At 77.4% G+C, this 25,160-nt stretch carries 19 protein-coding genes and 1 tRNA gene; 6 read left to right on the top strand and 14 right to left on the bottom strand.

Annotated elements, in window-relative coordinates:
- Positions 1 to 370: 370 nt before the first annotated feature.
- A complete protein-coding gene (locus Cpa01nite_RS15125; protein ID WP_203669583.1) occupies positions 371 to 1,768 on the bottom strand; it encodes a hypothetical protein in 1,398 nt (465 codons plus the stop codon).
- 296 nt (positions 1,769 to 2,064) lie between these two features.
- Between Cpa01nite_RS15125 and Cpa01nite_RS15120 the strand changes: the two genes are divergently transcribed.
- Positions 2,065 to 2,523: a universal stress protein gene (locus tag Cpa01nite_RS15120; protein ID WP_203669582.1), complete on the top strand. Its 459-nt coding sequence runs from the start codon at positions 2,065 to 2,067 to the stop codon at positions 2,521 to 2,523.
- A gap of 7 nt (positions 2,524 to 2,530) precedes the next feature.
- Here Cpa01nite_RS15120 and Cpa01nite_RS15115 read toward each other — a convergent pair whose 3' ends face one another.
- The 3 genes from Cpa01nite_RS15115 to Cpa01nite_RS15105 are packed head-to-tail and all read right to left on the bottom strand — an operon-like array spanning position 2,531 to position 4,831.
- Complete coding sequence (locus Cpa01nite_RS15115; RefSeq protein WP_203669581.1) at positions 2,531 to 4,216, bottom strand: RecQ family ATP-dependent DNA helicase; 1,686 nt, start codon at positions 4,214 to 4,216, stop codon at positions 2,531 to 2,533.
- On the bottom strand, positions 4,213 to 4,455 hold the full coding sequence (locus Cpa01nite_RS15110; RefSeq protein WP_203669604.1) for a hypothetical protein: 243 nt from the start codon (positions 4,453 to 4,455) through the stop codon (positions 4,213 to 4,215). The genes Cpa01nite_RS15115 and Cpa01nite_RS15110 overlap by 4 nt, the downstream gene beginning before the upstream one ends.
- 25 nt (positions 4,456 to 4,480) lie before the next feature.
- Positions 4,481 to 4,831, bottom strand: coding sequence for a DUF8129 domain-containing protein (locus Cpa01nite_RS15105; RefSeq protein ID WP_203669580.1), 351 nt, complete (start codon positions 4,829 to 4,831; stop codon positions 4,481 to 4,483).
- A gap of 146 nt (positions 4,832 to 4,977) precedes the next feature.
- On the opposite strand from Cpa01nite_RS15105, the gene Cpa01nite_RS15100 reads away from it, so the two are divergent.
- A complete protein-coding gene (locus Cpa01nite_RS15100) occupies positions 4,978 to 5,784 on the top strand; it encodes a glycoside hydrolase family 16 protein (protein WP_203669579.1) in 807 nt (268 codons plus the stop codon).
- A 54-nt stretch (positions 5,785 to 5,838) separates the two neighbouring features.
- Here the strand turns inward: Cpa01nite_RS15100 and Cpa01nite_RS15095 are convergent, their stop codons facing one another.
- Together Cpa01nite_RS15095 and Cpa01nite_RS15090 are read right to left on the bottom strand one after the other, a co-directional pair.
- Entirely contained in the window at positions 5,839 to 6,660 is an 822-nt protein-coding gene (locus Cpa01nite_RS15095; RefSeq protein ID WP_203669578.1) for an SDR family NAD(P)-dependent oxidoreductase, read from the bottom strand.
- 93 nt (positions 6,661 to 6,753) lie between these two features.
- On the bottom strand, positions 6,754 to 8,982 hold the full coding sequence (locus Cpa01nite_RS15090; RefSeq protein WP_203669577.1) for a DNA/RNA non-specific endonuclease: 2,229 nt from the start codon (positions 8,980 to 8,982) through the stop codon (positions 6,754 to 6,756).
- Between the two features lie 271 nt (positions 8,983 to 9,253).
- Here Cpa01nite_RS15090 and Cpa01nite_RS15085 point away from each other — a divergent pair, with 271 nt between their 5' ends.
- Genes Cpa01nite_RS15085 through Cpa01nite_RS15075 form a run of 3 tightly spaced genes read left to right on the top strand, consistent with a single transcriptional unit; the run spans position 9,254 to position 13,597 of the window.
- A complete protein-coding gene (locus tag Cpa01nite_RS15085; protein WP_203669576.1) occupies positions 9,254 to 11,353 on the top strand; it encodes a caspase family protein in 2,100 nt (699 codons plus the stop codon).
- A complete protein-coding gene (locus Cpa01nite_RS15080; protein WP_203669575.1) occupies positions 11,350 to 12,228 on the top strand; it encodes a hypothetical protein in 879 nt (292 codons plus the stop codon). Before Cpa01nite_RS15085 ends, Cpa01nite_RS15080 begins: the two co-directional genes overlap by 4 nt.
- Positions 12,229 to 12,268: 40 nt before the next feature.
- Positions 12,269 to 13,597: an MFS transporter gene (locus Cpa01nite_RS15075; RefSeq protein ID WP_203669574.1), complete on the top strand. Its 1,329-nt coding sequence runs from the start codon at positions 12,269 to 12,271 to the stop codon at positions 13,595 to 13,597.
- Positions 13,598 to 14,141: 544 nt separating this feature from the next.
- Here the strand turns inward: Cpa01nite_RS15075 and Cpa01nite_RS15070 are convergent.
- The 7 genes from Cpa01nite_RS15070 to Cpa01nite_RS15040 form a co-directional block, all read right to left on the bottom strand.
- Positions 14,142 to 14,666: an adenylyl-sulfate kinase gene (locus Cpa01nite_RS15070; RefSeq protein ID WP_203669573.1), complete on the bottom strand. Its 525-nt coding sequence runs from the start codon at positions 14,664 to 14,666 to the stop codon at positions 14,142 to 14,144.
- A 26-nt stretch (positions 14,667 to 14,692) separates the two neighbouring features.
- Complete coding sequence (locus tag Cpa01nite_RS15065; RefSeq protein WP_203669572.1) at positions 14,693 to 18,073, bottom strand: ATP-binding protein; 3,381 nt, start codon at positions 18,071 to 18,073, stop codon at positions 14,693 to 14,695.
- Positions 18,070 to 18,990, bottom strand: a complete 921-nt coding sequence (locus tag Cpa01nite_RS18985; RefSeq protein ID WP_373307444.1) for a DUF4194 domain-containing protein — start codon at positions 18,988 to 18,990, stop codon at positions 18,070 to 18,072. Before Cpa01nite_RS18985 ends, Cpa01nite_RS15065 begins: the two co-directional genes overlap by 4 nt.
- Positions 18,983 to 20,458 (bottom strand): DUF3375 domain-containing protein, encoded by a 1,476-nt coding sequence (locus Cpa01nite_RS15055; RefSeq protein WP_203669571.1) that lies wholly within the window; start codon positions 20,456 to 20,458, stop codon positions 18,983 to 18,985. The genes Cpa01nite_RS18985 and Cpa01nite_RS15055 overlap by 8 nt, the downstream gene beginning before the upstream one ends.
- 52 nt (positions 20,459 to 20,510) lie before the next feature.
- Complete coding sequence (locus Cpa01nite_RS15050; protein WP_203669570.1) at positions 20,511 to 21,731, bottom strand: GNAT family N-acetyltransferase; 1,221 nt, start codon at positions 21,729 to 21,731, stop codon at positions 20,511 to 20,513.
- A gap of 283 nt (positions 21,732 to 22,014) precedes the next feature.
- Positions 22,015 to 22,401, bottom strand: coding sequence for a VOC family protein (locus Cpa01nite_RS15045; RefSeq protein WP_203669569.1), 387 nt, complete (start codon positions 22,399 to 22,401; stop codon positions 22,015 to 22,017).
- A 188-nt stretch (positions 22,402 to 22,589) separates the two neighbouring features.
- Positions 22,590 to 22,673, bottom strand: a tRNA-Leu gene (locus Cpa01nite_RS15040).
- 281 nt (positions 22,674 to 22,954) lie between these two features.
- Between Cpa01nite_RS15040 and Cpa01nite_RS15035 the strand changes: the two genes are divergently transcribed.
- Positions 22,955 to 24,088 (top strand): AI-2E family transporter, encoded by a 1,134-nt coding sequence (locus tag Cpa01nite_RS15035; protein WP_239068825.1) that lies wholly within the window; start codon positions 22,955 to 22,957, stop codon positions 24,086 to 24,088.
- A gap of 46 nt (positions 24,089 to 24,134) precedes the next feature.
- On the opposite strand, the gene Cpa01nite_RS15030 is transcribed toward Cpa01nite_RS15035, so the two are convergent.
- Entirely contained in the window at positions 24,135 to 25,043 is a 909-nt protein-coding gene (locus tag Cpa01nite_RS15030) for a dihydrodipicolinate synthase family protein (RefSeq protein ID WP_203669567.1), read from the bottom strand.
- Positions 25,044 to 25,160 lie beyond the last annotated feature (117 nt).

The raw sequence follows: 25,160 nt of genomic DNA, 5'->3' as shown, positions 1-25,160 counted from the left end.
CCGCGACGTCGTGCCCACGCCCGGGCCGCGTCGCCACCGACGCCCCTCCCGGGGCACCGGTGCCGCGCCACCCGGGAGGTGCGCGCCGGTCGCACCGGGCACGGGGCCCGGCACCGCCACGGGCGCCCCGTTCCTCCGAGGCGTGCCGTCCCGCCAGACTAGGAAGCCCCTCGGGGGGTGTCAACGCGAACGAGTGACGCGGGTCACACCCGCGGCGTGTCGGGGCCGGACGCGCGGGACGCGACCCGTGGGCCTTCCCGCGCGTGGCGGCACGGCCGCGCACGAGGGACCCGCGGTCCGTCCCACGCGGGGCGGCACGGACGCGCGGGGCTCGACCCGCGGTCCGTCCCACGCGAGGCGGCGCCGCGCGTCAGAGCGCGTCCAGCGCCGCCTCGGCCGCGCGCAGCCGCTGCGCCGCCCGCTCCGCCTGCTTCGCCGCCGCGGTCCGCGCCGCCCGCGCGTGCCGCACCTCGAGGCCCACCTCGCGGGACTCCTGCTCCGCGGAGGCCAGGGCGGCACGCAGCCGCTCGATCTCCTCGCGGGCGCGCTCGACGACCTCCGAGAGCTCCCCGGCGCGGGTCTCGGCGGCGCGCAGCCGCTCGTCCGCGGCGTCGCGGGCGCCGGTGCGCTCGTCCGCCTCCGCCCGAGCCAGCGCGACGTCCTGCTCGGCGCTGCGGACCGCGGCTTCGCGGCGGCGCTCCCGGGCCGCGCGCTCCGCCTCGGCCCGGCGCTCCCGCTCCGCACGCGCCGACTCCTCGCGCCGCTCCCGCTCGGCGCGCGCCGCCGCCGCGCGGTCCGCCCGCTCCGCCTCGGCCCGCGTCCTGCCGGCTGCACCGGCGGGGTCACCGCGCGCCTCTGCGCCGTCGCTCCGCGCACTCCCCGCGCGGGCGGGGCGACCGGCGCCGGCGTCGTTGGTGCGCACCCGGCCGCGTCGGCGTGCGGCGGGGGCCGCGTCGTCCGCCGCCCCGCCCGCCCGGTCCGGCGCCTCCGCCGCGCCCGCCGCACCTGCCGCGTCCGCCGCGCCGGCCGCCCCGGAGCCCGCCGCGGCCCCGGCGTCGTCGTCCGCGACCCGCACCCGGCCGCGCCGCCGCCCGGGGACCGCGCGGAGCGGCTGCTCGGGCTCCTCGGCGGTGAGCAGGCGGCCGCGCCGACGCCGGTGGGGCCGCTCCTCGTCCGCGTCCCCCTCGCCGGCCTCGTCGGCGTCGGCCACCCCGGCCGGCACCGCTCGCAGCGGCGTGCGCCGCCCCGGCGCGCCCGCGAGCGGCGGGGCGTCCGGCACGGCGACCGCGCCGTCGACGTCGACCGGCTCGAACCCCGACGAGAACAGGTCCCGGACGAGCAGCCCCGTGGCGACGGCCGCGGCGGCGTCCGGGTCGCCCATCGCCGCCCGCAGGGTCGCCTCCACCTGCCCCCGCACCGCGGCGCTCCCGCCGCCCCCGAGCAGGCCCAGCGCCGCGTCGGCGGCGGCGCCGACCGCGCGCTGCTGCTCGCCGTGCAGCGCCCGGAGGTCCGGCCCGGCGAGCGCCGCCTGCGCCTCCCGGAGCCGCACGCCGAGGTCGAGCAGCGAGCCGAGCTCGTCCGGGCGCTCGCGCACGAGGAGGTTCACGGCGGCCGCGGCCGACGACGGCTTGCGCAGCGCCCCGACGGCCGTGGCCAGCTCTCGGTCGCCCGCCTGCCGGGCCGCGCGCACGGCGGCGGTGCGCGCGGCCGTGAAATCTCCGGGCCGCACGCCGTACAGCCCCGCCGCGACCTCCGCCAGGTCCGCCACCGCCGCACCTCCTCCCGGTGTCGTCGCACGTCGCCGCGCGTGGCGGCGGGTCCAGGGAACCACGACGCCCCCGCGCCCGCGCCCCCGTCGCCGACGGGCCCGTCGCACGCACGCCCGAGCCGCACCCGGGCCCCGCGCCCGCGCCCCGCCTCACCCGGGCGGCGCGACGCGCGCCACGACCCCGGCCGCCGGCACCCCCGGCCCGCGCCGCGGGTGCCGGGAGATCCCGGCCGGCCCCGCCCGGCGGTCGGTACCCTCGGTGCGACCACCGACGAGCGCGAGGAGGACGGTGCCGCGTGACCGGGCACGGGTTCGAGATCGGCCGTGACGGCCCCTCCGCCGTCGTGGTGGGCGTCGACGGGTCCGACCCGTCCCTGCGCGCCGCCGCGTACGCCGTCGGGGTCTGCCGCCGGCAGGGCGGCCGGCTGGTCGTCGTCTACGTGCGCGAGCCCGGCGGCGGCGTCGCCTCGATGCTCGACACGACCGGCGCGTCGAGCGCCGCCGCGGTCCGGCACCAGGACGACGTCGAGCGCGCGCTGCGCGACCCGCGGTCGCTCGCCGACGCGCGCGGCGTCCCGGTGGAGGTCGTGGTGCGCACGGGCGACCCGTACCAGGTGCTGTCGGACGTCGCGCACGAGGTGCGGGCGGACGGCGTCGTGGTCGGGTCCTCGGAGGGGATCGGGCACCGGATCGCCGGTTCGCTCGCGGTCCGGCTGGTCCGCAACGCGCGCTGGCCGGTGACCGTCGTGCCCTGACCGGGCGTCAGGCCGCCGGCGTCGCCGGCTCCCCCGGGGCGCCGCCCGCCGGGCGCAGCAGGCCCGCCTCCAGCGCGACCTCGGTGTCCAGCGTGACGTAGCCCCGCTCGGCGAAGAACACCGTGACGCGGTCCTCCTCGACGACCGACACCTGGCCCGGGCCCCACTCGGCGTGCTCGACGGCCTGCCCCGGGCGCAGCGGCGCGTCCGCGACCTCGACCGACGTGCCGGCTTCGCACGAGTCGCACGCGCCGCACGGCCGCGGGTGCTTCTCGCCCAGCAGCTCGAGCAGCAGCCGGCGCCGGCAGTCCGTGGTGTCGGCGTAGGTGCGCACCACCTCGACGCGCGACCGCTCGACGGTGCGCCGCTCCTCCTGCCGCTCGGAGGCCGTGCGCGCCGCCGCCTGGGCCGACACCCCGGTGGCCACCAGACCCCCGCCGTCCTCGCGGCGGACCGCGCCGGTGTCCAGCAGCACGCCGAGCGCCCCGGACACCGTCCGCGCGGCGAGCCCGCTCCCCTGCGCGAGCGCGCGCTGGTCCCGGGCGCCGTCCTCGGCCCCCGCGACCGCGTCGAGCACGGCCGACAGCGTCGCGCGCTTCGGCACGCCGCCGGACCGCAGGTACTGGTTGAGGCCGAAGTCGTCGGGCCGGCTGACCAGAACCGCCCGCGCGGGCTCCCCGTCGCGGCCCGCGCGCCCGACCTCCTGGTAGTACGCGTCGAGAGACGTGGGCGGTCCCGCGTGCACGACGAACCGGACGTCCGCGCGGTCGACGCCCATCCCGAAGGCGCTGGTCGCGACGACGAGGTCGAGCGCGCCGGACAGGAACGCCCGCTCGACGTCGGCGCGCTCCCGCGCGGGCAGCCCGGCGTGGTAGGCGGTCGCGGGCAGGCCGGCGCGCCCCAGCGCCTCGACGAGCTCCTCGACGTGGGTCCGCGTGCGCGCGTAGACGAGGCCCGCGCCGCCGGGGTCAACCACGAGCTCATGCACGAGCGCGACGACCCGGTCGTCGCGCTCGCGCGGCGTCGAGGCGTGGTGCGCGCCGAGCCAGATGTTGGGCCGGTCGGCGTCGTGCACCAGCACCCGCGCGTCGACCATGCCGAGCCGCTCGACGACCTCGTCGCGCACCTGCGGCGACGCCGTGGCGGTCAGCGCGAGCACGCGGGGGCGGCCGAGCCGCTCGACGGTGCCCGCGACGTGCACGTAGTCGGGCCGGAAGTCGTGACCCCACTCGCTCACGCAGTGCGCCTCGTCCACCACGACCAGCCCGACCGGCGCGCGGTCCAGCGCCTCGGCCACCGGCCGGCGCACCAGCTGCTCCGGGCCGAGCACGAGCACGTCCAGGTCGCCCGAGGCGGCCCGGTCCAGCGCGGCCTGCTGCGCCCGGGCGCCGCGGGCCGAGCTCACCGACTCGGCGCGCAGCCCGGCCTCCCGCAGCCCCGCGACCTGGTCCCGCTGCAGGGCGAGCAGCGGCGAGACCACGACGGTCAACCGCCCGCTCAGCAGCGTGGCGATCGCGTACACAGCGGTCTTGCCCGCGCCCGACCGGGCGACGAGCAGGGTGTCCCGGTCCCGCAGCCCGTCGAGCGCGTCCCGCTGGGCCTCCCGCAGCTCGGCGTCCGGCCCCAGGACCCGGCGCACCGCCGCGGCGAGGTCCGGGCCGTCCGCGCCCGACCACGCGGTCGCGGGCGTCACAGGTGGCGCGCGGTGGTGAGGCCGACGAAGAACGCGCCCCCGCTGGCCAGGATCCCCACCGTGAACAGCCAGATCTCGGCGGTGTCGACGGCGAGCCCCATCAGGTAGAAGCCGGCGAGGAACAGCGCGAAGCAGAGCACGAACATCAGCACGCGCGCGGGCGCGGGCGGCGGGGGCTGCTCCTCGGACGCGCGGACGCGCTCGAGGTAGTCGTCGTCGACGGTGCCGCGGTTGCTCAACGGGGTCTCCTGGGGGGTCGCGCGCTCAGCGGCGCGGCTGGGACGGGTTGGTGGGCACGCCGTGCGACGGCGGGTTCTGGGGCGGGCCGGCCGTGTCCGGGGAGGCGCTGCTGCCGCCGGCCGGCGCGGGGGCGGTCTCGGCCGCGGGCGCCGCGGCGTCGCCGCCGGACGGGCGCTGGCCCTCCGCCAGGTCGAGCAGGCGGTGGTCGAGGATCTGGATCACCGCCACGCGGTTCGCGTGCGCCTCCTCGTACCGGCGCAGCACGTCGATCTCGTCCGCCTCGAGGCTGCGGATGCGATGGCCCAGCGAGCCGATCGGCAGGTGGTCGTAGTCCGGCACGGGCAGGTCCTCGCGACGCACGTCGTCGTCAGTCATCCGTCCTCCCGGGGTCCTCGGCGGTGCGGGGTGCGGCCGCCGCGCTCGACGCTAGGCCGGGCGGCGGGGGCCTGCCACCGGAGGGGTCGGCGGTCCTACGATCGGCGGGCCGGCGCACCTCGGCGCCCCGCCCCGAAGGAGCACCCGTGGCCGCACCCGACCCGGCACCCGTCCCGCCGCCCGGCCCCACCGCGGTCGACGAGCACTTCGCCACCCCGCCCGAGCCGCGCGGCTGGACCCTCGCGTACCTGCCCGCCTGGAGCTCGCGCGCCGCCGCCGCGGCGACCGCCCGCACCGCGGCGGACGGCCTGCACCTGACGATCCCGCCGGACCACCCGGTGTGGTGCCCCGACGACCACCACCCGCCCCTGCGGGTGTCGGCGGCGCAGAGCGGGTCGTGGTCCGGGCCGGTGGGCAGCACCCGGGGGCAGCAGCCGTTCCGCCCGGGGCAGACGGTGCGCGAGGAGCAGCCGGCCCGGTGGGCGTGCACGCCGCACGGCGGGCGGGTCGAGGTGACCTGCCGCGCGACGGTCGGGCCCGGGTCGATGTTCTCCGCGTGGCTGGTCGGGGTCGAGGACGTGCCCGAGCGCAGCGGCGAGCTGTGCCTGGTCGAGGTCTTCGGGGAGACCGTCGGCGCCGACGAGGACGGGACGCCCACCGCGGCGCTCGGCTCCGGGGTGCACCCGTTCCGCGACTCGGCGCTGCGGGAGGATTTCGCCGCGCCGAGGACGGCCCTCGACGTCGGTGCGTGGCACACCTACGCCGTCGCGTGGCGGCCCGGCCGCGCGACGTTCGAGGTGGACGGCGTCGTGACCCGGGTCGTCGCGCAGGCACCCGGCTACCCGATGCAGCTGATGCTGGGCGTGTTCGACTTCCCCGCCTCGCCGCACGGTCCCGGCGCGCCCGCGGTGCCCGAGCTGGTCGTCGGGCGGGTGCGGGTCACGCCGGGCTGACCCGGGCGGGCGGCGACGGTGGCACGGCACCGCGTGCGCGGCGCCGCGGGGGCGTCACCCCTCCGGGGCGTCCGGGCGGCCGCCGTCCAGCGGCTTCGTGAACGCCGCGTGCATCGCGGCCTTCGCCTTGTCGGGCAGCACCGCCGCCGCGGCCGTCTGCAGCCGCGACTTGAGCGACTTCACCTCGACCTTGTCCGTGCCGGCCATCATGCCGTCGAACGCCTGGTCCGCCACGTCGGCCGGGTCGTCCTTCGGGCCGCGGCCGACCGGGGTCTGCTCCATGCCCGCACGCGCGAAGAACTGGGTGTCCGTCGGCCCGGGCAGCAGGGTCGTGACCGTGACCCCGGTCTCCGCGAGCTCGTGCCGGAGCGCCTCGCCGAACGACTGCACGAACGACTTCGACGCGGCGTACGTCGCGTACCAGGGGCCGGGCATCAGCGCGGCGGTCGACGCGGTGAGCAGCACCCGGCCCGCGCCGCGCTGCACCATCGCCGGCACGAGCGCCTTCGCGAGCCGCACGGTCCCCGTGACGTTGAGCGCGATCGTCGCGAGGTCGCCCTCGAGCGGGGTCTCGACGAACGGTCCGCCGGCCGCCGTGCCGGCGTTCAGCGCGAGCGCGTCCACCGGCCGGCCCGTCGCGCGCACGGCGTCGACGAGCTCCGCGACGCCCTCCGCCGTGGCCAGGTCGGCGTGCACCGGGCGCACCGCGACGCCCGCGGCCGTGAGCGCGTCCGCGGCGAGCGCGATCTGCGGTTCGTCCGCCGCCACCACGAGGTCGAAGCCCTCGGCGGCGAACCGCCGGGCGAGCTCCAGCCCGATCCCGCTCGACGCGCCGGTGACGACCGCCAGGGGGCGGGTCGCGGTCTGCTCGGTCATGGGGGGTCCTCTCGTCCGCAGCGCGCGGGCGTGGCACCGCACCCGCCCGTCGGACGCTAGGTCGGGCGGGTGCGGGCCGCCACCGGGCGGCGGTCAGCCGAGGACGATCTCGGCGTACGTGCGCAGCTCGCGCGCGGCACCCGCCGCCTCGACCCCGCCGAGCGGGTCGGCGGGCGCGTACGCCGACAGGTCCAGACCGGTGAGGTCGGCGACCGTCGTCACCGGCACCTGGAACGTCCGGTACGCGCCCAGCGCCTCGGCCGCGAGCACGCCCGGCAGCAGGGCGTCCTGCCCGAGCACGTACCCCGTGACCACGAGCCGCCCGTCCGGCTCGACCACCGCCGCCAGCTTCCAGAACCGCCGGGGCAGCAGCACGCCGCGGTACGGCGGGTCGTCCGGCGCGAGCACCGGCCCCGTCACCACGGAGATCCGCAGCCGGTCCCGCCGCGCCGGGCCCAGCAGGAACTCCTCGAGGCCGAGCCAGAGCGTCGAGCCGGCGTTGAACGCGTGGTGCTGCGGCGCGGAGTTCGTGTAGTGGAACGTGTCGTCGTTCGCCGCGCGCGCCGGCGGACCCCACGCGGGGTCGAGCCGCCGGACGAGGTGGCCCCGGTCGAGGGCGTTGTCCGCGTACACGTCTGCGCCGGTCTGCTCCTCGCGGGGCAGCCGGGGGTCGAGGATCCACCGGTCGTCGGCGCGCGGCGGGGCGTCCGTGCGCGCGCCGTCGATGTTCACGGCCGTGTACAGCGCGAGCCGGCGCACGCGGTGCACGACCACGCTGAAGTGGTGGTACCGCAGCTCCGCCGAGGCGGCGGCGGTGTTCGTCCCCGGTCCGGGCAGCGGGAGCGGGACGCCGAGGAACGCCGGGTCGTAGCCCGCGCGCGCCGAGTAGTCGGGGTCGATCGCGAGCCGCTCGACGGCCGGAGCGGCGGGGGCGGCGAGCGGCGCCGGGACCGGCGGTCCGGCGCCGGGAACCCGGCCGTCGAGGGCCACCGAGACGGTCAGCCGCAGCGGGACCTCCACCGAGGCGACGCCGGCGCCGGTCGGCGCGGTCCCGGCGGGCGGGGTGCCCGCGGCCTGGCTGCCCGCGGGCTGGGCGCCCGCCGGCTGGGTGCCCGCCGGCCAGCTGCCCGCGGGCGCGGCGACCGTCGGCGCGTGAGCGGCCCGGACCGTGCCTGCGGGCGTCGCCCCGGCCGGCGCCCCGCCGAGCGCGGTGCCGGTGTCCCCCGAGCCGGCGGCCGCGAGGCCGGGGCGCGCCGGGGTCGCGGCACGCTCGCGTCCGCCGTGCGGCGTCGCCGGGTCGTCGAGGGCGTCGACGAGCGCGCGCCGGGCCGGGTCGAGCCCGAGGGCGGCGAGGTGACGGAGGATCCGGCTGATCCGGATGCCCTCGTTGAGCGACCCCGTGCCGCCGGGCGACGGGTCCGGGACGCTGGCGTGGTGCAGGGCGACGACCTCCCACTGGTCGTTGAACACCGGCGACCCCGAGGACCCGGGCTCGGTGTCCGTGACGTAGTGCAGGACCTGCTCGGGGATGTCGACGAGCCGGTTCTCCCGCAGCGCGACCTCCTTCCGGCGCCCGGCCGGGTGCTGCACGATCGTCACGGACTCGCCGACGACGACCGTGCCCTGGGCGGCGGTCAGCCGGCACCAGCCGAAGGCCGCGGTCGCCTCAGGGGCGCCCGCGACGGCGACGAGCGCGAAGTCGAGCTCGGCGTCGGCGACGAAGAACGCGTCCGGGTCGAGCGCCAGCTCGACCACCGGCAGCGGGTCGCCGTCGAGCGCGCGCTGGAAGTCCAGCTGCACCACGCTGCCCGCCGCGACGTCCGGCGACGGCAGGACGTGGTGGTTGGTCAGGAGCAGGCGAGCCGACACCAGGAAGCCGGTGCCGTACCCCGCGGCGCGCCCGTCGGCCCCCCGGACCACGATCCGGCCGACGGTGCGCTGGGCGACGAAGCCGCCCTCCAGGTAGCGGGCCTCCAGGAAGTCCGGCTGGTTGACCACCTTCTCCAGCAGCACCTGCGGCCGCTCCGGCAGGTCGAGCCGCTGGGCGGCGTCGGCGACGAGGGCGGGGGCCGGCGCGTCGGCGGGCACCGAGTCCGGGTCCTCGCCGGTGCGGAACCGGCTGACCCGGTCCACGCGGCGCGCGACGCGCAGCGGGTCGTTCGCCGCCGCGATCTCCCCGCGGTCCACGCGCTCGACGGCGGGGTCGCGCACGTCGGTCCGCTCGCGCGCCCGGCGGGCGGCGAGGTCCCGCTGGTGGGCCTCCTGCGCGCGCAGGCGCTCGGCCAGGCCCGTCGGCCCCCCGGGCGTGCTGTCGACGTCCATGGCTCCGGCCCCCTGGTGCGACGCGGCGGTGCCCGGCGGGCCGGGCGGGTGGTGGCCGGACGGGGCGGGCGTCGTTGCCCGGTCCCCGCCCGACGGTCGGGACGCATCGGGGACTCCGACGCTAGCAGTGTGATCCGGGCCACACCAGGCCCGCCGGGCGCCTTGACGCACCCGCGCGCCGGTGCTGCACTCGAAGGGTCCCCCTGGACGACGGAGTCGAGATGGCCGCCCGCCCGTACCCGTCCGCCACCCGACAGGTCGGGTGAGCGCCGTGGCGCGCGCGCTGGTCCTGGTGGGCGTCGCCCGAACCGGGGGCCGGTTCCCCGAGCTCCCCGCCGTGCCCGGAGCGGTCGCCGACGTGCGGTCATGGGCGGCCGAGCAGGGCGTGCCCGACGACCTCGTGCTCACGTTCACCGACGACGACGGCGCGCCGGTCACGTCCGGCGCCGTGCTCGCCGGCGTCCGGGCGCTCGTGGACCGGGGCGACGTCGACCAGCTCGTCGTGTACTTCAGCGGCCACGGCATCAACACCGGCAACGCCGAGTTCTGGCTCCTGACCGGCGCCCCCGAGGACGGCAGCCAGGCCGTGAACGTGTCGCTGACCTCGTGGTTCGCCGAGCGGCTGCCCGTCCGGCACGTCGTGCTGGTGTCCGATGCGTGCCGCACCGCCGCGAGCACCGTGCAGGAGCTGAGCGTGCAGGGCGTGGCGGTCGTGCCGAACCTGCCGCCACGGGGGCCGGCGGCCGCGGTCGACGTGTTCTACGCCTGCGCGCTCGGCGACCCCGCCTACGAGGTGAAGGACCCCGCCGCGTCGGGCGCGGCCTACCGGGCGCTGTTCACCTCGGCGCTCGTCGGGGCGCTGCGGGGCGACCACCCGGCGCTCGTCACGCCGGGGACCGGCGCGGGCTTCGGGCTCGTGCAGCCGTGGCCGCTGAAGCGCGCGCTGCCGCGCCTGGTCGCGGAGCGCCTCACGGCGGCGCACGCGCCGCTCGACCTGGTCCAGACCCCGGACGCCCGGCTGTCGTCCGACCCCGTGGACGCGTGGCTGTCGCGGCTCGAGCCGTGGCCCGCGGGCGTGGCGGGCCCGGCGGCGGGGGTGGCGGACGGGACGGCGGGCGTGGCGGAGGGGGCGGTGGGCGTGGCGGACGGGACGGCGGCCGACGGCGCCGCCGACGGGGACGACTCGGCCGCGACCGCGGCGGCGTCCTCCCCGCCGGAGCCGTCCTCGTCGCCGATCCCTGCCCCGCCGTCCCCCGCGGCACCGCCGCCTGCGCCCCCGTCGCCCGCCCAGCCGTCCCCCGCGGCCGCGTGGCCCAGGCCCCCGTCCCCCGCGGCCGCGTCGTCCGGGCCCTCGTCCCCCGCGGCACCGTCGCCCGGGCCGCCGTCCCCCGCTGCCCCGCCGCCCGTACAGCCGTCGGCCACCCCGACCACGTCCCCCGCACCCGGCTCCGCGACCCCCGTCACCCCGGCCCGCGCCGCCGCCGTCGAGGCCGCCGACCGCCTGGTGCTCGGGCTGGCCGTGGGGCTCGCCGGCGCGGGTGCGGCCGCCGCGGCGCCCCCGTCCGGCGCCTCCGTCGCCGTGCCCCCGCCCGGCGGGCCCCGCGGCGAGCCGCCCACCCCCGGTGGCGGCGTGCCTCTGCCCCTGCCCGCGCCCGAGCCGGAGATCGCGGCCGTCGGTCCCGCCGGGAAGGGCCCGCTCGTGGTGGTCCAGGGCGACCGCGCGCTCGCCGTCGAGCCCGTCACCCCGACCGCGGTGGTGGTGACCTTCGCGTCCGGCGGGTGCGCGGTGCTGCCCACCCTGCCCGGGCGCGTCACCCTCGCGACCGTCGAGGACGGGCGGCTGGTCGACTGCGCCCTCCCCCGGGCCCCCGGCGCTGACGTCCCGCCTCCGCCCGGCATCGACGGCGCCGTGGCGCGCCGCGCGCTGGCAGCCGCGTGGTCGCGGTTCGGCCTGCGCCCGGATGACGACGAGGACGGCGAGGCCGCCTCGGACGCCGACCCGCTCGCCGTCCTCTACCGCGCGTGGGAGCTGCACGACCGGGGTCGCCGGTCCGCCGTGGCCGAGCTCGCGCGGCCCGGGTCCCCGGGGGCGCGGCTGTTCGACGTCGCCCTGCTGGCCTCCGGCCCCGACCCCGCGCGCGACGACCGCCCGGTGGACTGGGCCGGCCTGCTGACCCCCGTGCCGATGCTGTCGCGGGGCTGGCCGCTGCTCGCGGCCGCGCCCCCGGCCGTGCAGGACCGGGCGCTGTCGTTCCCGGCGCGACTGCCGTCGCACTGGACCCTGTTCGCCGCCGAGAACGCGGACCGGGTGGCCGAGGTCGCCGCCGCCGGTCCCGCCGCACCGCCCGCCCGACCCGAGGAGGAGCCATGAGGACGCTCGTGCTGGTGCACGGCCGGGCCCAGGAGCACAAGGACCCGCTGGCCGTGAAGCGGGAGTGGCTCGGCGCGCTGGACGAGGGCGCGCACCACGCCGGTCGCCCGCTGGACCTGCCGGACGACCGGGTGCGGCTGCCGTACTACGGCCAGACGCTGTTCGACCTCGTCTCCGGCGACGCCGACCGGGCGGCCGACGTCGTGGTGCGCGGGGACGACGACGGACCCGACGCGGAGACGCTGTTCGTCCGCGAGGCGCTGCTGGAGGTCGCCGAGCGGGCGGGCGTGACCGAGGACGCCGCGCGGGAGGCCGGCACGGAGGACGTCGTCGAGCGCGGGCCGATGAACTGGGCCTGGGTCCGGGCGACGCTGGCCGCGCTGGACCGGCTGCCGAACGTCAGCGCGTGGTCGATCGCGCTCGCCACCCGGGACGTCTACCAGTACCTGCACAACGTCCGGGTGCGGGACACGATCGAGGACGGGGTGCGGAAAGCCCTGGACGGCACGCAGGGCGCGGTCGTGGTGTCGCACTCGCTCGGCACCGTCGTCGCGTACAACCTGCTGCGCCGCGAGGCCGGGCCGCGGGGCTGGGACGTGCCCCTGCTCGTCACCCTCGGGTCGCCGCTGGGCGTGACGAACATCAGCCGGACGCTGCGCCCGGTGTCCTGGCCGGACCGGGTCGGGACCTGGTTCAACGCCTACGACCCCGACGACCTCGTCGCCCTGCGCCCGCTGACGGCGCCCTGGTTCCCGGTCGACCGGATCGACGACTACGGCAAGGTCGACAACCCGACGTCGAACCAGCACGGGATCTCCGGCTACCTCTCCGACGCGCGGGTCGCCGCCACGATCCTCGAAGCGCTGGAGGAATGAGGTCGGTCGCCGTCCGGGCGCGGGCTAGCATCTCGCCCTTGTGAGCCGCCTCGTCCAGACCGTCCTGCCCGCCCGGCTCGGGGTCCCGTTCCGGTGGCTCATCGCCTCGTCGTGGACCAGCAACCTCGCGGACGGCATCGCGATCGCCGCGGGGCCGCTGCTGGTCGCGTCGCTCACCGACGACGCGCGGCTGGTGGCGCTCGCCGCGACGCTCCAGTGGCTGCCGCCCCTGCTGTTCGGGCTGCTCGCCGGCGCGCTCGCCGACCGGTGGGACCGGCGCCGGATCGTGCTGGTGGTCGACGTGGTCCGGGCGGTCGTCCTGGCAGCGCTGGCGGTCACGCTGGCGTCCGGGCACGTCACGATCGGCCTGGTGCTCGGCGCGCTGTTCCTGCTGGGCACGGCCGAGGTGTTCGCCGACAACGCCGCGCAGACGTTCCTGCCGATGCTGGTCGCGCGCGACGACCTCGCCCTGGCGAACTCGCGGCTCCAGGTCGGCTTCATCACCGTCAACCAGCTCGCGGGGCCGCCGGTCGGTGCCGCTCTGTTCGCCGCCGGCTGGCTGTGGCCGTTCGCGACCCAGGCGGTCGTCGTCGCCGCGGCCGCGCTGCTGGTGGCGAAGATCGCCCTGCCGGCGCACCCGCGCGAGCCCGGGACCCCCGGCCACCTGGGCCGGGACATCGCCGAGGGCTTCCGCTGGACCGTGCGGCACGCCGCCGTCCGCACGCTGGTGCTCACCATCTTCATCTTCAACATCACGTTCGGCGCCGCGTGGTCGGTGCTCGTGCTGTACGCGACCCGGCGGCTCGGGCTCGGCGAGATCGGCTACGGCCTGCTCACGACGGTCAGCGCGTGCGGCGGGCTGGTCGGCGGCCTCGCCTACGGCTGGATCACGCGGCGGGTGTCGCTCGGCAACCTCATGCGCATCGGCCTGGTCCTGGAGACGCTCACCCACCTCGGGCTCGCGCTGACCCGGCAGGCGTGGGTCGCGGTCGTCATCCTCTTCCTGTTCGGCGCGCACGCGTTCGTCTGGGGGACGACGTCGGTCAGCGTGCGGCAGCGGGCCGTCCCGCCGGCGCTGCAGGGGCGGGTCGGCAGCGTGAACACCGTCGGCGTGTTCGGCGGGCTGGTGCTCGGGTCCGCGGCCGGCGGCCTGCTCGCCGAGCGGTGGGGGGTCACCGCGCCGTTCTGGTTCGCGTTCGCGGGCTCGGCGCTGTTCGTCGTCCTGATCTGGGGCCAGCTGCGGCACGTCGCGCACACCGACGAGGCGTCCGAGCCGCTCGCGGCGGACGAGGCCGCGGAGTCCGCGGCGGCCGACCCGGGCGCGGCGCGGGACGTCGCGGGACCGGGCGGCGGGACGCACGCGCACTGACGCGACCGCGCCGCCGGGGCGCGCACGGGCGTCCGCCCGCGCGCCTGCCGCCGCTTCGGTCCGTCCCGCCGAGTTCGGTGCCCGCATCCACCGACGTCGGCACGAGGCACCGAACCCAGAGCGGGGCCGATTCGCGAGCCCCCGGGGGTGACGCGCGCGCCACGACCGCGCCCTCCGGCGGGACCACCCCGTGGGCGACGACCACCGTGCCGGTGACGGGCGCGAGCACCGGCCGCCCGAACCCGACGAACCGCTCCGCCGGCTCGACGCCCAGCGCTGTCCGTCAGTCGGCGACCCGCGCCGACCGGCCGTCCGGGTCGCCGCCCACGAGGTCGATCGCGTACCGCAGCCCGAGCACGCCCGCCCTCGACGCCGAGGTAGGACCGCTCCGCCGAGGTCGGACCGTCCACGGCCCTACCTCGGGCCGATGGTCCTCGCTCGGCGCCATGCTCGGCCGGAGACCGCGCACGAGCCGGAGACGGGCGGGACCGGCCGGCACGGTCGGCGGGACCGGCCACGGCGGCCGACCACTCGTCGGCCCGGCTCAGGCCTCCCAGCCGGAGGCCGCCGCGACCGCGGCCGCGAGGTCCTCGACCGTCCGGCCGTCCGTGCCCACGCGCGTCACCCACGGCCCCGCCGCGCGGTCGAGCAGCTCGGCCGCCGCGGCGGACCGGTCCAGGTGCTCGCGCAGCGCCGACCCGATCTCCCGCGCCCCGAGCCGCTCGCGGATCGTCCGCGCCGACGCGGTGAGCAGCACGCCCGACACCCGCGCCCGGCCGCCGAGCGCGCGGGTCACGAGCTCGCGCTCCAGCACGCTGACCGTGTTGACGTAGACGAGCCGCCGGTAGCCGGCCGCGGCGTACGTGCCCCAGACCGCCCGCAGGTTGGCCTCGGTCAGCGCGGTGCCGTGCGGGTCGGACGCCGGCCTCGGGTACGCGGCCGAGAGGTTGTCACCGTCGACCAGGCAGTGCGCCAGGCCGAACCGCTGCCAGCGCGCCGACAGCTCGAACGCCACCGACGACTTGCCCGAGCCCGACCGTCCGGCCACCAGCAGCACCTCCGGCTCCACCGCCGCGCCTCCCCGACCTGCCCGCGTCAGCCGGCCGCGACGTCAGCTGCGACGCCCGCGACCGGCTTGGTGCGCGACCGGCCCGCGGTGTCCTTGAGCACGACGTACTTGAGATCCACGTGCGGCTCCAGCGCGCTGAACTTGTCGTTAGGCGCACCGATCACCAGCTGGAACCCGAGCCCGCGCCACGCCCCGATCGCCCGGCCGGTGAACCGGGCGTCCGCCTTGATCAGCGCCTCGTCCAGGAACACCGGCGCGTACCGCGGGCGCGGGGCCCCGGCATCGCCGAGCTGGTACCGCAGGGCCGCCCCGACGATGAACGCGACGAGCTCCTGCGACTCGCCGCCGGACTTCTCGCCGATGTGGTCGTACAGCGCCACGTGGTTGCCGTCGAGATCGACCTTCTCGGCGCTCAGCCGGACGTGCCGCCGGACGTCGACCAGGTCGGCGAAGTCCGGGGACGTGCGCCGGATCCGCTCGATGACCTTGGCCATCCGGTGGTAGCGGCGCTCGCGCTCGGCGTCGGACGCCTCGGTGGCCAGCAGCTCCTGGAGGTCCTTGAGCTCCTTGCGGAACCGCGCCACGACCGTCGACTGCGTGTCCCGGGCCTCGATGCGGAGCCGGTGTTCGTCGTCGGCGAACGGGAGGTCGCCGAGGATGTCGTTGACCGGCTGGATGCGCTCCTTGATCTCCCGGACCGACCTGCTGAGACCGTGGTGCAGGTCCGTGAGGTCGTTGCCGGACAGCCGCAGCAGGCTCTTGCGCCACTCGGCCTCGAGCTCGTGCAGCCCCGACGTCTCCAGGGCCCCGAGGATGCGCGCGAAGTCGGCGTACGAGCCGTCGGGGTCGGTGCCGAGGTTCGGGTCGGGCCACCGCTCGACGAACGTCTCGAACGTCCGGCGCAGCGCCTCGCGCGCCGCGCCGATCGTCTGCTGCGCGGCGAGCAGGTCGGTGCGCAGGATCTCGTTCGCCCGCACGACGGTGCTGTCGAACGCGGCGAGCGCGGCGGCGGGCGCCGGGCGCGCCCCGCCCGGCGTCCCGGCCCCCGCCGACCCGCCCAGCAGCGCGTCCAGGTACGCCCGCTGGTCGTCACCGACCGTCACGCCGGCGTCCTGCGCCTCGTCGAGCGCGAGCTGCGCCGCGTCCACCTCGTCGGTGATCGTCGACCAGCGCCCGCCCAGGTCCTCGGCAGAGCCCTTGGTCCGGCCGACCTCCTCGGTCAGGTCGCGGATGGTCTTCTCGAGCTCGACGACCCGCTGCTGCAGCCGGGTCACCTCGGGGTTGCCGGACGTGACGTCCTCGATGACCGTCGCCCAGCGGGCGCGCTCGGCCTCGACGGCGGCGACGTCCACCTGGTCCCAGCTCACCGCGTCCAGCTGCTCGTACGCGCGCAGCTCGACGTCGTGGGCGTCCAGCCGGTCCTCGGCGGCACGCACCTGGCGCTCCGCGTCGTCCAGCCGGGCCTGCGCGGCGGCGATCTGCTCGTCCAGGTGCGCCAGGCGGCGGGTGTTGGTGAAGCCCAGCACGTTGGCGCGGCCCTGGCCGCCGTGCGCGCCCCGGCGCCCCTCGGAGACCTGGCCCGACCGGGTCAGCGCCTTCGGGTGCTGCGACAGCTCGCCGGGGGTGTCGACGCAGACGAACGCGAACCGGCTCGCGAGCTCGCTGCGCAGCCAGCCGGTGAACGGGCCGTTCCGGAAGTCGAGCCGCCCCGGCAGCGTGCGCGGGTCCAGCGCCACGTCGGACCGCAGGTCGGTCGGCACGCCCTCGAACCGGATGCGGCGCGCCGTGGGCACGGCGTCGATCGCGCGCCGGAACGCCGTCACGTGCGCGGCGTCGATCAGCAGCAGCGTGGCGAACCCGCCCAGCGCCAGGTTGAACGCGTCCCGCCACGGCTCGTGCTCGGTGCGGACCTCGACCAGCTCGGCGACGAACGGCAGCTCCTCCGGCGTCAGCCCGGCGGCCTCGGCCAGCGCCGCGCGCGCCCGGTGCAGGTCGCCCGGGATGTTGTCCTGCCGGCGGGCCACGGCCTCGCGGTCGGAGCGCAGCACCGCCAGGTCGACCCCGGCGGCCTTCTTCTCCGACATCGCGGTGCCGAACTCGGCCCGCGCCTCGGACTTGCCGTCGCCGTCCGCCTGCGCCTGGCGTCCGCGCGCGGCCAGCGCGTCGAACTCCTTCTCGCTCGACACCGTGGTGCCGAAGGCCGTGCGCAGCACGTCGTCCAGCCGCCCGCGGGCGCGGGTGACGCGCTCCAGCCGGTCCTCGGTCGCGACGAGCTCACGCTGCGCGGTGGCCAGGCGGTCGCCGCCCGACGACCACAGGGTCTCCCGGACGCCCTCGAGCTCGGACCGCGCGGCGGCGATCCGGCCGGTGGTCTCGGCGGCGCGCTTCTCGGCGTGCTGGTGCTCGCGGCCCAGCTCCTCCTCGACGGCGCGCAGCAGGCCGAGCCGCCGCTCGTGCCGCCAGAGCGCGGCCGTCGACCGCTCGTCGTCGACGGTGCCGACCCGGTCGATGACCCGCAGCCGCTCGGCCGCCTCGTCCAGCGCCGCGCGGTGCGCGCGGATCGGCTCCAGCGCCTTGACCTGCTGACGGGCCGTGATCATCTGCTCGCGGGTGCCGGACAGCTTGTCGAACTGCTCGACCACGGCGTCGGCCGTCGCGAACGTGCTCGGCTCCTCCAGGACCATCGCCTTGTACAGCGCGTCGACCGTGGTGATCTGCTGGCCTGCCTGGATCCGGCCGAGCAGCGCGACCGCCTTCGCGCCGTCGCCGGTCGCGCCGATGCCCAGCGTCGAGTGCAGCCGCGCCGTGAACTCGCGGTCCGTGTCGAAGGGGGTCAGGCCGGCCGCGGTGAGCACGGGGCGCGGGAACCGGTCGGCCGCGGCGGCCTCCAGGTCGCGCAGGTCGAAGGCGCCGTCCGCCGTCGCGCGCAGCGCGATGACGTCCTCGAGCGTCCGGGCGGCCGACGGCACGTACCAGGCGCGCACGCCGGTCAGCTCGCGGCCGGCCTGGTCGACCCAGGTCATCGCGATCGCCGACCAGGTGTCCCGGCCGTCTCCGCGCAGCACGCGCTGCTTCGTGCCGTCCGCGTCCCGCGTCTCGTCGAGCTTGCCGCGCGCGTAGGACAGGATGTTCCGCTGGTCCTTGCCGCGCGGGCGGCCGACGACCCCGCCGTTCGACGCGCCGTTGAACGGCGTCGTGTGCGGCATCAGCAGCGCGATGTACGCGTCCATCAGCGTCGACTTGCCGGAGCCGGACCCGCCGGACAGCAGCGTCGCGGTCGGCGCGAACCGGACCCGGTGGTGGCCGTCGTAGCCGCCCCAGTTGACGAGCTGCAGGTCGCCCGCGACCCACTGCTGGCCCGTCGACGCGGCCGGGATCAAGCCGAACAGGGTGTCGACCATCGTCATCGTGCGACCTCCTCGGAGGCGTCGTCGGTGCGGGGCGCGTCGGCGGCGGGGGCGTCGTCCTCGGGGGCGTCGTCGGGCTCGTCGGCCGCGGCGGCCTCCTCGAGCGTCGGCCCGAGCTCGGCGGTCCCGTCGGCGTCGGCGGGCGGCTGCTCGGCGTCGGCGGAGGGCGCCTCGTCCTCGGGCTCGTCGGCCACCGGCTCCTCGGTCGCAGGCTCCTCGACCGGGACGTCGTCCAGCGCGACCGCGCCGCCGCTCCGGACCTGCTCGCGCAGCCAGACGCTCAGCTCGGACAGCCGCTCGTTGCTCAGCACCACCTCGACCAGTGGCGTGACCCGGTACCGGCCCTCGGACTCCTCCTCGACCACGCCCTCCTTGGCGAGCCGCAGCACCGCGGCGCGGATCTCCCGCTGCCGGGCGGCGACGTTCGTGTCGTCGGGGTCGAAGTAGGTGAGCGCGGTCTGCTCGATCTCCTCGACGTCGACGCGCGCCGAGGTCTCCCCCGCGCCGCGCTCGCGCTGGAACACGGTGCGCAGGTGCACGAGCACCAGCGTCTCGGCGCGCGTGTACGCCTCGTCGCGCAGCAGGACGGGCACGTCGAGCTCGTCGGAGCGGACCTGGCGCTTGTAGGCGATGCCGCGCTGGTGGTCGACGACGAGGTGCACGAACAGGTCGTGCAGCCGGGACTCGATGACCTGCTGGTTGTCGAGCAGCGTGCGCCACTGCTGCCGGTTCTTCTCGGCCAGCAGGAACCGGCGCTGCAGCAGCCGGACGAGGACGCGCCGGACGTCGGCGTCGAGCGTCCCGGAGTCGCCGGGGAACAGCTCGGCCGGGTCCTCCTCCATCGACACCGTGTCGATGAACGGGTCCACGTCGTCGGCGCCCGGGACCGCGGTGTCGGCCGTCGTGGTGTCAGTCATCGTCCTCGTCCTTCGTCAGTGTCGTCACGCCGCCGAACGCGAACCGCCGCCGGGTGCCGTCCGGGCGCACCGCGTCGACGTAGGCGACCTCGTCGGTCTCCGTCATGCCCCGCTGGTGCGCGATCTCGAGCAGGCCGAGCAGGTCGACCGGCCGGCGCAGCGCCTCGGGCGCCGCGTTGAACGCCTGGCCGACGTCGACCGTGCCGGACGCCCCGGCGAACGCCGCCAGGTGCGATCCGAGGTCGGCGTAGTGCGGGCCGCCCCAGGCGAGCGCCTCGGCGGCCGACGAGTCGGAGTCGTCGTCCTCCCACGCGGCGAGCGGGCTCGGCGGCTCGGCGGGGCGGAGGTCGCCGGCGGTCTGGCGCAGGTGCTCGACCTCCGCGACCGGCAGGCGGCGCAGCGGGTCGACCGCCTGGCCGCGGCGGGCGCCGGGCACCCACGTCTGGAGCCCGGTCATCACGTCGCGGAGCAGCTCGTCGACCTGGCGGTCGCGCAGCGGGTCGTGGTTGCGGACCTGCGCGGTGATGACGAACGACGCCTCGCGCTGCGCGGTGAACACCTGGTCGAGGCCCTGCTCGATGCGGCGGCCGATGTCCCGGAGCTCGGCGCGCTGCTGGTGGGGCAGCCGGCGCGTGAACCGGTGGCGGAGCACGGTCGACAGCTGGGTGGCGAGGGCGTCGAGCCGCTGCGGGTCGCCGATCAGGCGCAGGGCGCCGGCGAACGCGCGGCCCTCGGGCGTCGCGTCCATGACGTGCTCGCCGCGCTCCAGGTACTCCCGCAGCACCTCGCCGGTGGGCCGCTCGTCCTGACGCAGCGCCTGCACGACGTCGCGCTGCATGGCCTTGATCGACTCGGCGACCCGGGCGAAGTCGGCCGGCAGCTCCCGCACGAGGTGCAGGACGTTCTCCGCCTCCTCGAGCAGGGTCTCCTCGTCGGTCTGCTCGACCTCGCCGGTCCGCTGGACGCGGTCGAGCTCGGCACGGAGCCGGGCGATCTCGGCGTCGAGCCGCGCGATCCGCATCATCGCGTCGGGGTCGGCGTCCTCGGCCAGCCGCTCGACGGCGTCCAGCAGCGTCCGCACCCGCGACTGCGACACCCGGGCGCGCGTCCCGCCGGCGCGACCCGCCACCTCCAGCGCGCCGACGGCGTGGGCGGACAGGCTGTAGACCTCGACGTCGTCCTCGAGCACCTGGCGGGCGAGCCAGCCGGCGTCGGCCCACTGCCGGCACAGGTCGCGCGCCGACCCGACGGGGAGGTCGTCGCCGTGCCCGGCGGCGCGCAGCTGGTCGAGGGCGTCGCCGACCTCGGTGTGCGCGTCGGCGACCGGCACCTGGGGGCGGTCGGCCGTGAAGACCAGGGACAGCACGGAGACGACGAGGGGGGCGTGCCGCTTGTGGAGCAGGTCCAGCATCGGGTTCTGGAAGGCCCGGACGGCGCCCAGGTACGCCCCTTCGGCACGAGTGATCATCGCCGGACAGCGTAGGTGACCGGCGGGGGTGGTCGGGACGGCGGGGCCGCCGTCAGGCGACGAGCGCCAGCCACTCCGCGAGCGACTCGCCGCCGGCGGGGACGAGCGGCACGCCGACGGCACGCGCGGCGCCGAGGCCGAGCCGCTCGGCGACCGGCGCCGCCCGCACCGCGGTGCGTGCGACCAGCCCGCGCGTCGACACGAGCAGGTCGACGTACTCCCGGCGCTCGGGGTACAGCTGCGTCCCCGTGGCGTACCGGGCGTCGAACGCCGGGTCGAAGGCGGTCGCGTCCGTCGCGGCCAGCACGTACGTCAGCTCGGCGAGCCGGCCGACCGCGCCCGGGCTGAACTTCCCGTGCTGCTCGCCGTACGCGTCGAGGAACCCGAAGTACGCGCCGCCCGAGCGCAGCGCGTAGCTCATGAACAGCGTCTCGCCGCCCGCGGTCAGGCGCAGCACGACGGCGTCGCCGTCGCGCCGGAACCCCGCCGCCACGTCGCGGAACCACTGGTACGCGACCCGGTCGAGCGCCAGGGCCGCGCCGCCGCGCTCGGCGTCGCCCTTCCAGCCGGCTGCCTGGAAGGCCGCGAACTCCTCGTCGACGCCGCAGTCGTCGCTGACGTCGTGCAGCTCGAGCGGGCCGCCGGCGTCCCGCGCGAGGCCGCGCACGCGGCGGCGCAGGTCCTTCCGGCGGCCGGTGCCCATGTGCTCGACGGCGAGCGGCGGGTCGACGAGCGGCGTCCCCGGCGCGGCGCGGGCGATCCGGTCGACCGGGACCGCCGCGCGCCGGGCGAACGCCGACGCGGTCCGCCGCCGCTCGTGCACCAGCATGCCGCCGCGACCCAGCACCCGCGCCAGCGCGTCGGCGAGCGGCCCGTCCGCCGGGAAGTGCTGCAGCTGCACCAGCCCCGGCAGCCCGACCTCCCGCAGCCCGCGCAGCAGCGCGCCCAGCGCCTCCACCTCCCGGCCCGCCCGCACCAGCGGGTGGTGCCGGTCGGAGTGGGTCGTCATGAACGTGCCCCCCGTGGTCACCGCGCGCAGCGGCACGCCGGGGGCGACGGTCGTCGTGGTGACGGCGAGCAGCGCGAGCCACTCCGTGCCCTCCTCCACGACCAGCAGCCGCAGGTCGTGGACGTCGGTGCCGCGGTGCCGCGCCGGCACGAGGAACCGCGGGTCGAGGTACAGGTTCGGCTCGACGGCGGCGTCGGCCAGCCGGCGCCACGCGCGGGCGTCGGCGGCGGTGACACGGGGCAGCGGGACGAGGCGGGCGTGCACGGTGTCCTCCGGGGGCCGGTGCGGCGTCGGTCGCGGCGAGGTTACTGTCCGTTTTGTCGCGTATGAGCCGGTTTCGAGGGTGAAGACCATGCCGACCACCTGGTCGTGGGCGCGTGTCCCGACGGGCGTGCCGCCCCATCCGGGCGGCGTCCGCGCAGGTCAGGGCTGCACCGCGGCCGGCGGCGGGTGCGAACGCCGGCGGGGACGACCCGCCGCCGTGGTGCCGGTTCCCCCGATCTGCCGTCCCCCGGACGGCCCAGTCGTCACCGGCGCGCGAGGCGGTTCAGCCGGCGGTGCCCGCCCAGTGCGGGTTCGTCATCACGCCGAGGACGTTGCCGAACGGGTCGACCACGGCCGCGGTGGTGAAGCCCTCGCCGCGTGGCGTGGGCGGCTCGTGCACCGTCGCGCCGCGCGCCACGAGCCGCGCCACGGCCGCGTCGACGTCCTCGACCGCCCAGTAGACGTACTGCCCGCCCGGCGTGCGGTCCGCCGAGCCCGGCACGAACCGCGCGTCCACGACGCCGAACTCGTCGCCGTCGCGGCCCAGCCGCCACTCGAGGTAGCCGTCCCGCACGAAGTACGGCTCGAGGCCCAACAGCTCGGTGTACCAGGCCCGCGCCGCCGCGAGGTCGGCCGCCTGGAAGTTCGACGTCGCCAGTCCCTGGAGCATGGTGGTCCCCCGTCTCGTCGGCGGGGCCGGTGGTCCGGCCGCTTCGTCCGCCGGGACCGAGCCTGGCGCGGGTAGCGGCCGGATCCTGACCGCTACCCGATCCTGACCGCTACCCGCCGAAACGGGCGGAGCACGACGAAGGCCCCGGTCCTGGGGACCGGGGCCTTCGTCGTCGCTGTCTCAACGAGTGTCCGGAGGGGGACTTGAACCCCCACGCCCTATACGGGCACTAGCACCTCAAGCTAGCGCGTCTGCCATTCCGCCACCCGGACAGGGTGTACGCCCGACCAAGAGAAGAGGCGCTCTCGCGCTTCCCGACCGGTCAGGTGCGGGAGAAAACTTAGCACGGAGTGGCGCCCGGGCACGCATCCGCAGGTGGGGGCACACTGGCGATGGCGTCCGGAGCGGTCTCGCGGCGGGCGCGTCGCACCAGCGGCGTCGGGAGGTGGGACGCAGGATGGCCGAGCAGGGCGGCGTCGACCGGTACGCGACCGGACGACCCGGCGGACCGGCAGGATCCGCGTCACGACGCGTCGCGGGCCAGCGCAGGGCCGTGGCCGGGGCCGCCCCCGACGACGGCGTCCCCCGCTGGCTCCGCACCTCCGCCGGCATCACCTGGCGGCTGCTCGTCCTGCTCGCCGGCATCGCCCTGGTGTTCTTCGCCACATCGCAGGTGCAGCTGCTGTTCGTGGCCGTGTTCATCGGGTTCGTGCTCACCGCGGTGCTCCGGCCGGTCGTCGAGTTCTACTCCCGCGTCATGCCCCGGCCGCTCGCGACGGCGCTCGGACTGCTGTCCGGGTTCCTCGTGCTCGCCGGCATGGTCTTCTACGTCGGCTACTCCGTCGCGAACCAGTGGCAGGCCCTGTCCCGGCAGTTCGGCGACGGCATCGACCAGATCGTCGACTTCCTCGAGCACGGGCCGCTGCCGTTCTCGATCAGCAACGAGCAGATCGCCGAGTGGATCGACAACGGGCGGACCTGGCTGCAGGAGCACGCGGGCGACCTCGCCGGCCAGGTCGCCGCGTCCGCGGGGTCGGTCGTCGAGGTGTTCACCGCGCTCGCGCTCGCCATCTTCTGCGCGGTCTTCTTCCTGGCACGCGGCCAGGAGATGTGGACCTGGTTCGTCAACCAGCTCCCCACCTCCGTGCGCGACCCCTGGAAGACCGCGGGCGGAGCCGGCTGGTACACCTTCTCCGGCTACACCCGCGGCATCGTCATCATCGCCGTGACGGACGGCTTCCTGGCGTTCGTCCTGCTGTCGATCATCGGCGTGCCGCTCGCCGCGCCGCTCGCGGTGCTGGTCCTCATCGGGGCGTTCATCCCCCTCATCGGCGCGCCCGCCGCGATGGTGATCGCGATGATCGTGGCGCTCGCCGCGAACGGGCCGCTGCAGGCCGCGGTCGTCGGCCTGGGGATCGCGCTGATCGGGCAGTTCGAGGGGCACGTGCTGCAGCCGCTCGTCATGGGCAAGCAGGTGTCGCTGCACCCCGTCGTCGTGGCGCTCGCCGTCACCGGCGGCACGCTCACCGCCGGCATCCTGGGCGCGGTGATCGCGGTGCCGCTCGTGTCCGTGGTGTGGGCGATCTGGTCGAAGTTCCGCCAGCCCGACCCGCCGATGGAGCCGGAGGAGGCGGTGGACGACGTCGGGCCGGTCGACGAGGACGACGGCGAGGCGACGACGGGCTGACACGAGGCCCGGGCGCGTCCCGGTCAGCCGTCCCGACGGCGTCGGGTCAGCGCGCGGCGACGGGCGCGTCGCCCAGCGCTCCCACGGCGGCGGCCAGGGCGCGGACGCCGGCGTCGTCCACCGGGCGCAGCGGCGCGGGCAGCTGCCCGAGGTCGGTGCCGAGCACCCGGGCGAGCGCGTGCACGGCCCGCGGGCCGCCGAGCCGCACGACGAGCTCGGCGACCGGCGCGAGCCGCGCCATGAGCGCCCGCGCCTCCTCGGCCCGGCCCGCCGTGGCGGCGTCGGCGACCGCGACGTACCAGGCGGGCAGCACGCTCGCGAGGCCCGAGTGCCAGGTGCGGGCGCCGGCGAGCAGGCCCTCGACACCGAGCACGTCGCCGCTGCAGCCGAGCTCCACGGTGTCCGGCACGGCGGCCGACAGGGCGGCGACCCGCGCGCGGAGCTCGTCGGCGTCGCCCCCCCGGTCCTTGACGCCGCCGACCCCGGGCACCTGCGCGGCGCGGGCGAGGGTCTCGACCGAGTACCGGAACGTCGTGCTGACCGGGTTGTGGTACAGCCAGACCGGCACGCGCGCGGCGCCCGCGACCTCGGTGACCAGGTCCAGGACCTCGTCGTCGGTCAGCGGCAGGTAGGCCAGCGTCGGCAGCAGCACGGCGGCGGCGCCGGCCCGCTCCGCGACGATGGTGTGCACGATGACCTCGTCGGTCGTGAACGCCCCGACGCCGGCGACGACGGGCACGCGCCCGCCCGCGGCGTCGACGGCGGCCTCGACCACCAGCCGCCGCTCGGCCGCCGTCAGGTACGGGTAGCCGCCGGTGCTGCCGAGCACGGCGACACCGGACGCGCCCGCGGCGACGGCCTCGTCGACGAGGCGCTCCAGCGGGTCGATCACCACCTCGCCCTCGTGGCCGCGCGGGGTGGGCAGGTAGGCGACGAGCGATCCGAGGAGGGGCACGGCGGCAGTCTGGCACGGGCGGGGCCGGCGGGTCGGTGTCGTGGGCACGCGGCGCACTGCCCCGGGCTCGGCGTGGTGGGCCCGCGGCCTGCCGCACCGTCTCCGGGCTCGGCGTGG

Source organism: Cellulomonas pakistanensis, from assembly GCF_016862755.1.
In the GTDB taxonomy this organism is placed as follows: domain Bacteria; phylum Actinomycetota; class Actinomycetes; order Actinomycetales; family Cellulomonadaceae; genus Cellulomonas; species Cellulomonas pakistanensis.
The sequence above is the reverse complement of the archived record's forward strand: the minus strand, read 5'-3'. Positions and strand labels throughout refer to the sequence as shown.